The organism is Colwellia sp. E2M01 (assembly GCF_018860585.1).
GTDB lineage: Bacteria > Pseudomonadota > Gammaproteobacteria > Enterobacterales > Alteromonadaceae > Colwellia.
This window is the reverse complement of sequence record NZ_JAHKPR010000086.1, coordinates 1-14,434: the sequence shown is the minus strand read 5'-3', so window position 1 is coordinate 14,434 and position 14,434 is coordinate 1. Positions and strand designations below refer to the sequence as shown.

Genomic DNA, 14,434 nt, shown 5'->3' with positions numbered 1-14,434 from the left:
ATCAACTAAAAAGATAACCATCACATTTTATTCACTTAAAACATTGGAAGCGCAACATGAAATTTTTAACAAAATTAACACCCGTAGCAGCGACATTATTTCTTTCCTTAGGGGCTTTGTCGGCACAAGCCGAAGAAGTTAAAGATCCACTAAGTATCAGTGGCTTTGTTGATATGTCTTATTACTCATCAGATTTAGATGGTGCTGATCCTTCAATGGGGCTTGACCAAGCAGAAATTGATCTTGCCTATGATTTTGGTAATAAGTTATCTGTTAACGTTGATATCGAATATCAAAGCAGTGACGCTAATGCTGATGGTGTCGATCTTGAACAAGCCTACATGACATACGCATATACAGATAACATCAGTGTAAAAGCAGGTCGATTCCTAAGCTACTCAGGTTTCGAAGCTGAAGAGCCTACTGGTTTATACCAATATTCAGGTACTGGTTACGCCAAATACTTCTACGGTTACTACCAACAAGGTGTTTCAGGTATGTACAGCGCGGATAAATTTGCTGTTGCTGTTTCAGTTGTTAACTCGTTAGCCGGCCCTCAAGATTTTAATGCTGACTCTCCCGCCATTGAAACTATGTTTGCTTTTATGCCAACAGAAGCAATCACCTTAAAAGCATTTTATTCAATGGATGAAACAGCTACAGGCCAAGATATTGACATGATTAACTTGTGGGGTAGTTATGCAGCGGGTCCATTAACTATTGGTCTTGAGTATAACATGGCAGATAACACTGCTGGTGATGACACTGAAGCATCAGGCTATTTAGCAATGGTTAACTACGCATTTACTGACAAAGTTGGTTTAACGTTACGTTACAACGCTTGGGAAGTTGAAAACTCATTAACAGGTGCTGCAACAGAAGAGTCAAGTGGTATCACCATTTCTCCAAGCTATGTAGTAAACGATAACCTATTAATGGTATTTGAATACCGTATGGACAGTAATGAAGGTACTGCAGGCGCAGACGCTAACTCATTCGCAGTTGAAGCGTTAGTTACTTTCTAAGCGCTACCGCTACTTTAAAAGTACGCATTCATGCTAACCAGCTAACGCGTACCTTTACTCCCCTTTTAAGTACATAATTATACAGGATAATAAAATGAAATTTAAAAAATTAATAATCGCAAGCTCAATCATTGCAAGTAGCTTAGTGGCGCAAATGTCTTACGCAGCAGACACCATTAAAGTTGGTGTACTACATTCTTTGTCAGGCACTATGGCTATTTCTGAAACCACATTAAAAGACACTGTTTTAATGATGATTGAAGAGCAAAACAAAGCCGGCGGTTTATTAGGTAAGAAATTAGAAGCCGTTGTGGTTGACCCTGCGTCAAACTGGCCGTTATTTGCTGAGAAAACCCGTGAATTATTAGCTAAAGAAAAGGTTGATGTTATTTTTGGTTGTTGGACTTCAGTATCACGTAAATCTGCATTACCAGTACTTGAAGAGCTAAACGGCTTATTATTCTACCCAGTACAATACGAAGGTGAAGAGTCATCTAAAAACGTATTTTACACAGGTGCTGCGCCAAACCAACAAGCGATACCTGCCGTTGACTACTTAATGGATGATATTGGCGCAACGCGTTGGGTTTTAGCGGGTACTGATTACGTTTATCCACGCACAACTAATAAAATACTTGAGGCTTACTTAAAGTCTAAAGGCGTGAAAGACGCTGATATTATGATTAACTACACACCGTTTGGTCATTCAGACTGGCAAGGTATTGTATCAGACATTAAAAAGTTTGGTTCAGCTGGTAAGAAAACTGCTGTAGTTTCAACGATTAACGGCGATGCTAATATTCCATTCTACAAAGAGTTAGGTAACCAAGGCATTTCAGCAGAAGACATTCCAGTGGTTGCATTCTCAGTTGGTGAAGAAGAACTTTCTGGTTTTGACACTAAACCATTAGTTGGTCATTTAGCGGCTTGGAACTACTTCCAAAGTGTTGAAACTGATGAAAACGAAGAGTTTATCGAAAACTGGAAAGCATACATTGGTGATAAAAAGCGTGTAACTAACGATCCAATGGAAGCAACTTACATTGGCTTTAAAATGTGGGCCAAAGCGGTTGAAAAAGTAGGTACTACAGACGTAGACGCTGTTGAGCAAGGTTTAATTGGTATTGCTGTACCTAACTTAACTGGCGGTATTGCAGTAATGAATGCAAACCATCACTTATCTAAGCCAGTACTTATTGGTGAAATTCAAGAAGATGGTCAATTTGAAGTGGTTTCAGAAACTCCTGGTACCGTGATTGGTGACGCGTGGTCAGACTTTTTACCAAGCTCTCAAAACTTAATTTCAGATTGGACAGCACCTGTTAAATGCGGCAACTTCGATGTGAAAACCGCTAAGTGTTCAGGCCAAAACTTCTAAGTTTAGCCTAACGTTGGCTCAGCTATCTATCCCATTGATAGCTGAGCTTTTTTTATTGTATAAGAAAAAAGCTGCGTTAATTCACTCTATGATCAAAGCGCTTTTTAGTTGCTAATAAGAGAAAAGTTACAGAGAAAGAGTTTTTTGATTATAGGTGCGAAACGTAAGTAGACGGAAATAGTTAAAGTACTATGACCGTCAGATTTAAAATTAAAAAGGAATGAGCTATGAAGCGAATATTCTCAGTACTACTTACAGTATTACTAAGCTTTATTATATCTGGGCAAGCTCTAGCTAATACACCGGTATTAACTGATGCTGAAAATACAGCTACAGACCCTATACTGACAGAGTTAGTGAGTAAACTCCCTGCCACTAAACTTAAAAAAATGTTACCACTAGTTGAACAAATAGCGGCAATTAAAGATGATCGCACACGTAACGTGCTAGAACTTATGCTTAATGGAGATCTTTATTATTTAAAAGCAGATAAAACCGTTGTCAGTGCTTTAAAAAATGACGACTCACTTTATGCGTTAAAAAATGTATTAACTGATGAATCTTTATCGCCTGTTAAAAAATCTAAAATACGTAAAGTTAGAACTAACAATAGTTTACGTGGTGATATTCGTAGTTTTATCGCGAAAATAGATTTGACCGATAAAAATAAAGACGTGCGTATTCAGGCGGTAAAACAGTTACTGGATAACCCATCAGCTTCTGGACTTGAGGCGGTACAGTCACTTATTAGCCAAGAAAAAGACAAAGACGTTCGTGAACTAATGAACGTTACTCTATTATTGAACCAGCTTAAAACGGGTAATCATGCACAGGTAATGGCGGCTATTACCCAACTTCAAGACACTTTAGAGCCATCGGTAAAAAATACCATGGTGAAAATGCTTAATGCATTACCTGAAACAAGCAAAACTGCAGAGCAAAAAGAGCTAGCGAAAAGCTTAACGAAAGTTATTAACGCTATTGAAGACAAACGTAGCTTTTTTGAAGTGGTTGAAAACATCTTCTTCGGTTTAAGCTTAGGCTCAGTGTTATTACTTGCTGCTATTGGTTTAGCTATTACCTTTGGTGTTATGGGCGTTATTAATATGGCGCATGGCGAAATGATGATGTTAGGTGCTTATACCACTTATGTTATTCAATTAGCTTTCCCTAACTTAATTGAATACTCCTTATTAATGGCAGTACCTGCAGCTTTTTTAGTGTCAGGTTTTGTTGGTATTATTATCGAGCGCGGCGTTATTCGTTACTTAAAAGGACGCCCGCTAGAAACATTACTTGCTACTTTCGGTATTTCATTAATTCTACAACAATTAGTTAGAACCATTTTCTCACCACTTAACCGTCAAGTACAAGCGCCAGAGTGGATGACAGGTTCATGGGTAATTAACCCTGTATTCTCATTAACGTATAACCGTTTATATATCATTATTTTCTCATTAATGGTGTTCTTTACCTTACTACTTATTTTGAAAAAATCAGCGTTAGGTTTACATGTTCGAGCAGTATCGCAAAACCGTGATATGGCACGTGCATTAAGTATTAAAAGTGACTGGGTAGATGCAATTACCTTTGGTTTAGGCTCAGGCATTGCTGGTGTTGCTGGTGTTGTCTTGAGTCAGCTAACTAACGTAGGTCCAAACTTAGGTCAGGCTTATATTATTGACTCATTCTTAGTGGTTGTATTTGGTGGTGTTGGTAACTTATGGGGAACCTTAGTTGCGGCCATGTCATTAGGTTCAATTAATAAGTTCTTAGAGCCGGCAGTAGGCTCGGTATTAGCCAATATTATTGTGCTAGTTGGCTTAGTGTTGTTTATTCAAAAACGACCTAAAGGATTGTTTCCTCAAAAAGGGAGAGCGGCAGACTAATGACTACTTCAACTACACTTGCTACTGAGAATTTTTCAATGCAAAAAATGTTTAAAACATTAAGCCATTTACATGTGGTGGTAGGCACCTTATTTATTGCCACACTTTACGTAACTATCTGTAACTTGTTCTTCGCGGAAGGTTCATTCCTACACGTAAGTGACTATACGGTAAGCTTATTTGGTAAATACTTATGTTACGCCTTATTGGCCTTAGCGGTTGACCTTGTTTGGGGCTATTGCGGTATATTAAGTTTAGGGCACGGTGCATTTTTCACCTTAGGTGGCTATGCCATGGGCATGTACTTAATGCGTCAAATTGGCGACCGTGGTGTATACGGTAACCCAGACTTACCAGACTTTATGGTATTTTTAAGTTGGACTGAACTTCCTTGGTTCTGGGCAGGCTCTAGCAGTATTTTTTGGATGATTGCCATGGTGTTTATTGGCCCTGGTTTACTTGCTTATGTGTTCGGTTCAATGGCCTTTAGATCACGTGTTAGTGGTGTTTACTTGTCAATTATGACCCAAGCCATGACTTATGCATTAATGTTAGCGTTTTTCAGAAATGAAATGGGCTTTGGTGGTAACAATGGCTTAACTGACTTTAAAGAAATTGCAGGCTTCTCATTACAAGAGCCAAGCACTAAGTTAGCATTATTTATTATTACCGCAGTAGCATTAGCTATAGCTTACTGGATCAGTAACTACATTGTTAACTCTAAAATGGGCCGAGTAGTTACCGCCACCCGTGATGCTGAAAGCCGCGTACGTTTTGTTGGCTACAAACCTGAGCATTATAAAGTATGGATATTTGTAGTATCAGCTATGCTTGCGGGTGTTGCCGGTGCTTTATATGTGCCGCAAGTAGGTATTATCAACCCAGGCGAATTCTCGCCACTTAACTCAATTGAAATGGTAATTTGGGTGGCTATTGGTGGTCGTTGTACTTTATATGGCGCAATTATCGGTGCGATTGTAGTGAGTTACGCCAAAACACGTTTTACTGCGATTATGCCAGAAGCTTGGTTATTCGCGCTAGGTGGATTATTTGTACTGGTTACCTTGTTGTTACCTAAAGGTATTGCCGGTTTGTTACCGAACTTATTTGACAAAATGTCAATGTTCAAAAGTGACGAGTCAAAAGAACTAGAAGTTAAAGACAAAAAAGAAGCCACAACAGCGGAGGTTAAGTAATGATTGTAGATAAATCAGGTAGTCCACTTACCGCGACAGAAAATATTAAGCCTGACACACGTCATGGTGTTATTTTATATGTGGAAGACGTCAGTGTAAGTTTTGACGGTTTTAAAGCCTTAAATGACTTAAATCTTTACATAAATGATGGTGAGTTACGTTGTTTAATTGGTGCTAACGGCGCCGGTAAAACCACCTTGATGGATGTTATTACCGGTAAAACTCGTCCTGATAAAGGTAAAGTAAACTTTGGTCAACAGATTGATTTACTTAAACTGGATGAGTCGGAAATTGCCAAAGCAGGTATTGGTCGTAAATTTCAAAAACCAACGGTATTTGAAGCGCTAACGGTGTTTGAAAATATTGAATTAAGTTTAGCTGGCGATAAAGGTATTATTACCTCGCTATTTCATAAGCTTAGCGGCGAGCAAAATGATCGCATTGGTGAAATCCTCCAAACTATTGGTTTAGTTGCAGAAGCATATTACCCTGCAGGTCGTTTATCGCATGGTCAAAAACAATGGTTAGAAATTGGTATGTTACTCGCGGCTGAGCCTAGAGTATTACTAGTTGATGAGCCTGTTGCCGGTATGACAGGGCAAGAAACTGAACGTACTGCTGAGCTATTAACCTCATTAGCCGGTAAACACTCAGTTATTGTGGTTGAACACGATATGGCATTTGTTCGTTCAATTGCTAGAAAAGTTACAGTATTACATCAAGGCACGGTTTTAGCGGAAGGATCTATGTCTGAAATTCAAGCAAACCCAGAGGTAATTAAAGTTTACCTCGGTGAAGATGGCGGCTCAGCAGAGAAGTCAGTAGGAGCACAAGCATAATGATTGAACTAACCTCGGTAGATCAAAAATACGGCGGCACACAAATTTTATGGGATTTAGACCTTAAAATTAAAAAAGGCTCACGTACCTGTATTATGGGGCGTAACGGGGTAGGTAAAACTACCTTACTGCAAGTAATTATGGGTATGTTACCTATTAGTGCTGGCAAGCTTGTTATTAACGATAAAGATATGGCGAAAAACTCGGTGGAGTCTCGTCCCGAAATTGGCGTCGGTTATGTACCACAAGGTCGTCATATTTTTCCATTATTAACCGTTGAAGAAAACTTAAAAGTTAGCCTCAACTGTAAGCGTCAAAAAAGCAAAGGCATACCTGAACATATTTATGAGTTGTTTCCTGTATTAAAAGAAATGCTACACAGACGCGGTGGTGATTTATCGGGTGGACAACAGCAACAATTAGCGATTGCTCGCGCGCTAGTATTAAATCCAAATATCTTAATTCTTGATGAGCCAAATGAAGGGATACAACCTAATATTGTGCAGTTAATTCGTGACGTTTTATTAAAGCTTAATAAAGATCACGGTATGACCATTGTATTAGTTGAGCAAAAATTACCTTTTGCTCGTGCTGTCGGTGAAGAATTTGTATTAATGGAAAAAGGACAGGTAATTGCTACAGGGCCAATGCCTGAACTAACCGATGAATTAGTAGGCAAATATTTAGCGGTTTAAGCAATTAAGGTTATTTAATTAAATAGTGGCATATACTTACGGGCATTTTTAATCATAAAATAGATTATTCCCGTAAGGTATCACTTAATGTAGATTGAATAACCTAGTTATCTTGTGAGTGGCTTATGGTTAGTTAGTCATAGCTAAGCATTAGATACCCGTTAAATAGCAATAATATGATAGTAAGTATGGCAGAAGTAATTACAGAGAACTCAGCAATAACTACAGTTGATGCGTCAGAAGCAAAGGCTATAGGAAGTACGTGTAATAAAAGCAGTACTATAACTAAAAATTCATGGCTTGCTAACTTATCACTAGAGTTTAGCTTTACGCCAAATGGCACTCAGCTAACTCGCACTAAACGTAATGGCCCATTAAGTGTTCAAAAAGCATTTTATCCTGAAGGGCTAGATTGTGCGCATATCTATTTATTGCACCCGCCAGCAGGAATTGTTTCTGGTGATGAACTGCGTATTAATATTCAAGTGAATGAAAACGCTCATAGTTTAGTGACAACCCCAGGCGCTAATCGTTTTTATCGTGCCCGTGAAGACTTAACCATTGGCGACTCGAAACAAGTTCAACACTGTGAACTGGTATTAGCAAATCAAGCAATATGTGAAAATTTTCCGCTAGAAACTATTGTTTACGAGGGTGCTGATGGCTTTAATACCGTAGATGTACATTTACAAAATGAGAGTGCTTATTTAGGTTGGGATATAACTTGTTTAGGCTTACCTAGCTCAGAACAACCTTTTAAGCAGGGTCGTTATACGCAATTAAATCGAGTGTATTGTGCGGGCACGCTAATTTATCACGATAGAATTGCGATTAAATCGAACAATAACATTCATCATCATAAGGCCGGCTTGAACAAGCATAATGTTTTTGCCACTTTTATGGCTTATGCTCCTAGTGGGCTGTTAAGTGAAAATGACAATAAAGTATTGCTTGAAAAGCTGCGCGAAACCATGATTGCTGCAAATGCTGAGTACAAGGTAAGTATTAGTCAAATACGCCAATTATTAGTGATCCGGTATTTAGGCCAACACGCTGAAGAATGTAAAGCGTTGTTTGTTCAATTATGGCAACAAATAAGACCGTTATATCTTAATAAAGCAGCTAATATTCCGCGAGTTTGGCATACTTAATTAGCGATTTATTAATCAATAACCTGAACTCGGTTAAATAGTAATTTAACAAAATAGTAATTAAAAAGTAGAGAAATGTATGGATTTATTACCAAGAGAAAAAGACAAACTATTACTCTTTACGGCAGCATTATTAGCTGAAAGACGTTTAAAACGTGGCGTTAAATTAAATTATCCTGAAGCGATGGCGTATATTTCAATGGAAATCATTGAAGGTGCCCGTGATGGTAAAACCGTTGCCGAAATGATGGATTATGGACGTACGTTATTAACACGTGAGCAAGTGATGGACGGTGTTGCCGAGCTTATTCATGATGTACAAGTTGAAGCAACGTTTCCTGACGGCACTAAGTTAGTTACGGTACACAACCCGATTATTTAGTGAAATTTTAGTAAATATTTTAATAAAATATGAAAGCTCAACGCAATGATTTTATATCAGAATAAACACTATTTTATCAGCAGGCACCAACTCTGCTTGGTTCAAGTGCCGTAATGAAAGGTAATATTCACCTATTGCCATCAGGGAAGATGGCAAAAGTAATGTGGCACATGGATGTGCCTTCATTACTGTTAGGTCGAATATATTACCTGTAATGTAGGATTACACTTGAGCAGCAGCTCCGAGGGAGTCAAGAGGGATGCCGGAGGCAGCATCCCTTTTGGTGTCGTCGCCACCGCGACAAAATAGAAAACAAGAATGCTAGTAGAGAAGATAATAACTAAAAATGCAAAAAGTTGTGAAGCTCTCTTAAAGTAAAGAGCCCATAAAGTATTTAAATATTTCAACGTAAAGAGAAGCCATTATGATCCCAGGTGAAATAAAAACAGACAGCGGTGACCGCGAACTTAATGTTGGTCGTGAACAGTTAAAAATAACCGTTGCTAATTCAGGCGACCGACCGATTCAAGTTGGCTCTCATTATCATTTTTATGAAGTGAACAGCGCGTTGAAATTCGAGCGTGAATTAACCCGTGGTTACCGCTTGGATATTACCTCAAGTACCGCGGTCCGTTTCGAACCAGGGCAAGAGCGAGAAGTTACCTTAATTGCTTATCGCGGCAAGCGCCGCGTATTTGGTTTTAGAGCGGATATTCAAGGCGAGCTAGACGCTACAGATTCTGCTACTGATTCCGCTGCAAAGGGAGAGAAATAACATGGCTACTATTGATAAAAATTCGTACGCACACATGTTCGGTCCAACCACAGGAGACCGAGTTCGATTAGCTGATACTGATTTATGGATCGAAGTAGAAAAAGATTTCACCGAGTACGGAGAAGAAGTTACCTTTGGTGGCGGCAAAGTTATTCGTGATGGCATGGGACAAAGCCAAGCATCATGTGCCGATACCGTTGATTTAGTGATCACTAATGCTTTGATCCTTGATCATTGGGGTATTGTCAAAGCTGATGTTGGCGTAAAAGACGGTCGCATCACTATTATTGGAAAAGCGGGTAACCCCGATATTCAAGATAATATTGATATTGAAATTGGCCCAGGTACTGAAGTTATTGCTGGCGAAGGTCAAATTTTAACAGCAGGCGGTATCGACGCGCATATTCATTTTATCTGCCCGCAACAGGTTGATGAAGCCTTAATGTCTGGTGTTACCACCATGATTGGTGGTGGTACAGGCCCTGCAACAGGTACTAAAGCGACTACCTGTACGCCAGGCCCTTGGTACATTTATAAAATGTTGCAAGCCACCAATGACTTTCCAATGAACTTTGGTTTTTTAGGTAAAGGTAATGCTAGTTTACCTATCGCCCTTGAAGAGCAAATTGAAGCTGGCGTTTGTGGTTTAAAACTTCATGAAGACTGGGGCACAACTCCTGCTGCCATAGATAATTGCTTATCGGTTGCTGAGCGTTATGATGTGCAAATCGCTATTCATACCGATACTTTAAACGAGTCTGGTTTTTTAGAAGATACCTTAGGCGCATTTAAAGGTAGAACCATTCATACTTACCACACAGAAGGCGCAGGCGGCGGACACTCGCCTGATATTATTAAAGCCTGTGGTGAGCCGAATGTTTTACCGTCATCAACCAACCCAACAAGACCTTATACGGTTAATACTATTGATGAGCATTTAGATATGTTGATGGTTTGTCATCATTTAAATCCGTCTATTCCTGAAGATATTGCCTTTGCTGATTCGCGTATTCGAAAAGAAAGTATTGCCGCGGAAGATATTATGCACGACTTAGGCGCTATCAGTATGATCTCGTCTGACTCACAAGCCATGGGACGAGTAGGTGAGATGATCACTCGTACTTGGCAAACGGCTCATAAAATGAAACAACAACGTGGCGCGTTAGCACCAGATACTGATCGTAATGACAATTTCAGAGCTAAGCGTTATATCGCAAAATATACCATTAACCCTGCAATAAGCCACGGCATAAGCCATGAAGTTGGCTCGATTGAAGTCGGTAAATTGGCTGACTTAGTGTTATGGAAACCGGCATTTTTTGGTATTAAACCGGCGACAATTTTAAAATCAGGCATGATTGCCGCAGCACCTATGGGTGATGCCAATGCCTCGATTCCAACGCCACAACCAGTTTATTTTAGAAAAATGTTTGGTGCTCATGGCAGCGCTGCTGCACAAACGTCTATGACCTTTATGTCACAAGCGTCAATTGATGCCGGCGTGCCGGAAAAAATAGGCATGACTCGTATGGTTGGGGTTTGTAAAAACACCCGAAATATTGGTAAAGCCGATATGATCCATAATGATTGGCAACCTCATATGGAAGTTGATGCACAAACTTATGAAGTGCGTGCAGATGGTGAGTTACTCACTTGTGAGCCAGCAGAGTCTCTACCACTAGCCCAACTTTATACCTTATTCTAATGTTCTTCATATAACGCTCTTATGCTGCATTGTCGTCATTTTGAATCTTAGTCACATATAGTCATATGCTCCCAAGATTAAAAATTCGACGGCTTTGCCTAAGGAACGTTCTATTTTGAACATAGGTTTTGCAGAGAGCAATTAAAAGAAAAGTTAAAAGTACATTTAAAAAGTACAGAATAAATAATTTAGGAAAATATATGTTACAAGCATTCGAACGTTTTGATCACGTTCACAGCGAAATTGCTGATTCAATTACCTTAGATCAAGACACCCGTAAAAAAGCTCGTATCAAAGGCGTCACCGATGGCGGTGCAGATATAGGTATTTTTATGGAGCGTGGTCACCCGTTATTAATCGGTGAAGTATTAAAAACAGAGTGTGGTTTATTCATTGAAATTAAAGGCGCTGATGAGCCCGTAGCTACTTGTACGGCAACTGATTGGCTAACCTTTTGTAAAGTGTGTTATCACTTAGGTAATCGCCATACCTCATTACAAATTGGTGAGTTATGGGTGCGCTTTAAACCGGATTATGTATTAGAAGAGTTAGCTGAAAAATACGGTTTAACCGTTGATCATACACCAACTATTTTTGAACCTGAAAATGGCGCTTATGCAAAAGGTAGTGGTGGGCATGCTCACAGTCACGACTATGAACATAGCCACAGTAATGGCCACGGACATTCACATGATCACTAACGAGGCTGAAGCTCATTTGCTAAAGCCACAAGCTAACCCTATTCAATTAAATAGGCTATTGCAGCTATGTAGCGCTAATTTACCGGTGGGCGGTTTCTCTTTTTCACAAGGCTTAGAATATGCGGTGGAAATGGGTTGGTTAACATCACCCGAAACAACCGCGAGTTGGATAACTATTAATTTAGAAGAGTCGGTAGCACAAACTGATTTAGCAATTTTAAAACGTTTATTCACGGCATTGGCTAACCATGACTTAAATGATTTTGACTATTGGAATACACATTTAATTGCTTGTCGTGAAAGTAATGAATTATTACTGGCTGATTTAGCTATGGGCAAAGCGTTAATTCGATTGATAAAACAACTTGATACAATCGATGTAAGTGCTTATCAAGAAATTATTGCGTCCAAAGAAATCAGTTTTGTTAGCGCTTTTGCTTTATGCGCTTATATATTTAAGCTTGATTTAATTTCAGCCCAAAGTGGTTATTGTTGGACATATATTGATAACCAAGTGGCAGCAGCAACTAAGCTTGTTCCATTAGGTCAAACCCAAGCACAAAACTTGTTGTTTGAATTAACTGAAAATACCCAACAAATTATTGAAAAAGCAAACAGTATAGTAGACGACGAAATAGGCACTAGCTTACCGCATTTAGCCATGGCAAGTGCTTGGCACGAAACACAATATTCGCGCCTTTTTCGTTCGTAATTATCTCTTGAACTTTGTTCAAAAAGATTGCTTAAAAACCTATTTAAAAGATAAGAAGAGAAAATAACATGAAAAAACAAGTTTTACGTATTGGTGTTGGTGGTCCTGTTGGCTCAGGAAAAACTGCTTTATTACGCGAGTTATGTTTAGCATTACGCGACAAATATAATATGGCTGTTGTGACTAACGATATTTACACTCGTGAAGATGCTGAGTTTTTAACAAAAAATGATGCTTTAGCAGCTGATAGAATTATGGGCGTTGAAACAGGTGGTTGTCCGCATACTGCTATTCGTGAAGATGCTTCAATGAATTTAGCGGCAATAGACGAGTTACAAGAGCGTCATCCTAATTTAGATTTTGTACTTGTTGAAAGCGGTGGCGATAACCTTAGCGCAACCTTTAGTCCTGAGCTATCTGATTTAACCATTTATGTTATTGATGTGTCAGCCGGTGATAAAATTCCACGTAAAGGTGGCCCAGGCATTACCAAATCAGATTTGTTGATCATCAATAAAATTGATGTTGCTGATTTAGTTGGTGCATCACTTGAAGTGATGGACAGAGACACTAAGAAAATGCGCGGCGATAAAAAATTCATTTTCTCGAACATGAAAACTCAACAAGGTTTAAGTGATATTATTGAATTCATTGAAACTGAAGGCATGTTGAAAATTTAATTTCATTGGCGACGAGTATCTGACGAGATAGCACGTTTTACATTATTTATTAACTTACATCACACATTTTAAATTTAAGGATTCATTATGAAATTTTTAACACTTTTTATTAGCTTTTTAAGCTTGTTTACCAGTCAAGCATTTGCTCACACTGATCACGCATTAGGTGAAGGCTCACTGCATACCTTTTACCACATTACTTTTTGGGCGCTTTTCGCTTTAGTGGTTTACAAAGGTTATACGTGGTTTAAAAGTAAAAAAACAAATAAAACTAAGTAATAAGGCCTGCCGTAACTTTAACGGTAACTAGACATCAAAAACTCAATAAAAGCACTCAATGACCTAAAAGCATAGAGTGCTTTTTTATGTGTGAAAAACTGTTTTGATGGTAAAAAATAAGTAAAAATGGCGTCTCCACCGGGACTCGAACCCAGAGCAGCGGCTTAGGAGGCCGCAGTTTTATCCAGTTAAACTATAGAGACATTGTAGATAGTGCGTAGAATTATCGATTATTTTAATCATATTATTTCTGTTTGTTAATGTTTTTATTCGTTTTTTATAAAATGTTGTGCTTTTCCTTTACACTATTTACCTAAATGAACCGTCGTAATTAAGGCCGATATTTATTTGGCTAAAATTAAGTTAGCTTACTCTAGTTAATGAGCACGTAATAAAGTAGCATCCTTTGTATAATTAATTGTTTGTAACTATTAAGGGTATATTAAATGGGTAAGTTTATATTATTGGCTGTTGTTATTGGTTTGATCGTCTTTTTTATTATGCGTCAACAAAGTAATAAAGCAGCGGCAGAGATTAACATTAAATTAGGTGATGAATTTTTAGCAGCGAACAAAGGTGAGGCAGGAGTAATAGAAACAGCTTCTGGTTTACAGTATCAAGTATTAACAGAAGGTGCAGGGGGTGATCATCCTAATGCAACATCGCAAGTTAAGGTGCATTATCATGGTACTTTACTTGATGGTACCGTGTTTGATAGCTCTGTTGATAGAGGCGAGCCGATTAGTTTTGGTTTAAATCAAGTAATCAAAGGTTGGACTGAAGGTGTGCAATTAATGGTGGTTGGTGAAAAAACGCGTTTTTATATTCCCTCAAATTTAGCTTATGGTGATCGCGCTGCAGGTAAAATAAGTCCTGGTTCAACGCTCATTTTTGATGTCGAGTTACTTGAAATTAAATAACCTGTTTTTCTAGCGGCTTGTTCAAGGTCAGAGATAACTGTGTATAGAAAACAATAAGTTTATAAAAAACAAAGCCCGTTTAGTTCACCTAAACGGGCTTTGTTTTT

15 protein-coding genes and 1 tRNA gene are annotated in these 14,434 nt (G+C 38.6%); 15 read left to right on the top strand and 1 reads right to left on the bottom strand.

What is annotated here, in order from left to right; genetic code table 11:
• Positions 1 to 56 precede the first annotated feature (56 nt).
• The 14 genes from KO502_RS16400 to KO502_RS16335 all read left to right on the top strand — a co-directional run bounded on the left by KO502_RS16400 (position 57) and on the right by KO502_RS16335 (position 13,407).
• On the top strand, positions 57 to 1,025 hold the full coding sequence (locus KO502_RS16400) for a porin (RefSeq protein ID WP_216023655.1): 969 nt from the start codon (positions 57 to 59) through the stop codon (positions 1,023 to 1,025).
• Positions 1,026 to 1,119: 94 nt separating this feature from the next.
• On the top strand, positions 1,120 to 2,403 hold the full coding sequence (gene urtA / locus KO502_RS16395; protein ID WP_216023654.1) for an urea ABC transporter substrate-binding protein: 1,284 nt from the start codon (positions 1,120 to 1,122) through the stop codon (positions 2,401 to 2,403).
• A gap of 227 nt (positions 2,404 to 2,630) precedes the next feature.
• Positions 2,631 to 4,292, top strand: a complete 1,662-nt coding sequence (gene urtB, locus KO502_RS16390; protein WP_216023653.1) for an urea ABC transporter permease subunit UrtB — start codon at positions 2,631 to 2,633, stop codon at positions 4,290 to 4,292.
• 38 nt (positions 4,293 to 4,330) lie between these two features.
• Positions 4,331 to 5,488, top strand: a complete 1,158-nt coding sequence (gene urtC, locus KO502_RS16385) for an urea ABC transporter permease subunit UrtC (RefSeq protein ID WP_216023682.1) — start codon at positions 4,331 to 4,333, stop codon at positions 5,486 to 5,488.
• Positions 5,488 to 6,327 carry an urea ABC transporter ATP-binding protein UrtD gene (gene urtD / locus KO502_RS16380; protein ID WP_216023652.1) on the top strand — a complete coding sequence of 280 codons (840 nt, stop codon included), beginning with the start codon at positions 5,488 to 5,490 and terminating at the stop codon, positions 6,325 to 6,327. The genes urtC and urtD overlap by 1 nt, the downstream gene beginning before the upstream one ends.
• A complete protein-coding gene (gene urtE / locus KO502_RS16375; RefSeq protein WP_216023651.1) occupies positions 6,327 to 7,022 on the top strand; it encodes an urea ABC transporter ATP-binding subunit UrtE in 696 nt (231 codons plus the stop codon). The genes urtD and urtE overlap by 1 nt, the downstream gene beginning before the upstream one ends.
• A gap of 188 nt (positions 7,023 to 7,210) precedes the next feature.
• Entirely contained in the window at positions 7,211 to 8,173 is a 963-nt protein-coding gene (locus KO502_RS16370) for an urease accessory protein UreD (protein WP_216023650.1), read from the top strand.
• 79 nt (positions 8,174 to 8,252) lie between these two features.
• Positions 8,253 to 8,555 carry an urease subunit gamma gene (locus KO502_RS16365; RefSeq protein WP_216023649.1) on the top strand — a complete coding sequence of 101 codons (303 nt, stop codon included), beginning with the start codon at positions 8,253 to 8,255 and terminating at the stop codon, positions 8,553 to 8,555.
• A 424-nt stretch (positions 8,556 to 8,979) separates the two neighbouring features.
• Positions 8,980 to 9,330, top strand: a complete 351-nt coding sequence (locus KO502_RS16360) for an urease subunit beta (protein WP_216023648.1) — start codon at positions 8,980 to 8,982, stop codon at positions 9,328 to 9,330.
• Between the two features lies 1 nt (position 9,331).
• A complete protein-coding gene (gene ureC, locus KO502_RS16355) occupies positions 9,332 to 11,035 on the top strand; it encodes an urease subunit alpha (protein WP_216023647.1) in 1,704 nt (567 codons plus the stop codon).
• A gap of 200 nt (positions 11,036 to 11,235) precedes the next feature.
• On the top strand, positions 11,236 to 11,736 hold the full coding sequence (locus KO502_RS16350; protein WP_216023646.1) for an urease accessory protein UreE: 501 nt from the start codon (positions 11,236 to 11,238) through the stop codon (positions 11,734 to 11,736).
• On the top strand, positions 11,726 to 12,448 hold the full coding sequence (locus KO502_RS16345; protein WP_252730819.1) for an urease accessory UreF family protein: 723 nt from the start codon (positions 11,726 to 11,728) through the stop codon (positions 12,446 to 12,448). Before KO502_RS16350 ends, KO502_RS16345 begins: the two co-directional genes overlap by 11 nt.
• Positions 12,449 to 12,516: 68 nt before the next feature.
• Entirely contained in the window at positions 12,517 to 13,128 is a 612-nt protein-coding gene (gene ureG / locus KO502_RS16340; protein ID WP_216023645.1) for an urease accessory protein UreG, read from the top strand.
• 87 nt (positions 13,129 to 13,215) lie between these two features.
• On the top strand, positions 13,216 to 13,407 hold the full coding sequence (locus KO502_RS16335) for a hypothetical protein (RefSeq protein WP_216023644.1): 192 nt from the start codon (positions 13,216 to 13,218) through the stop codon (positions 13,405 to 13,407).
• 127 nt (positions 13,408 to 13,534) lie between these two features.
• Here KO502_RS16335 and KO502_RS16330 read toward each other — a convergent pair.
• Positions 13,535 to 13,610: transfer RNA gene (locus KO502_RS16330), tRNA-Arg, on the bottom strand.
• A 243-nt stretch (positions 13,611 to 13,853) separates the two neighbouring features.
• Between KO502_RS16330 and KO502_RS16325 the strand changes: the two genes are divergently transcribed.
• On the top strand, positions 13,854 to 14,327 hold the full coding sequence (locus tag KO502_RS16325) for an FKBP-type peptidyl-prolyl cis-trans isomerase (protein ID WP_216023643.1): 474 nt from the start codon (positions 13,854 to 13,856) through the stop codon (positions 14,325 to 14,327).
• The last annotated feature ends 107 nt before the right edge of the window (positions 14,328 to 14,434 follow it).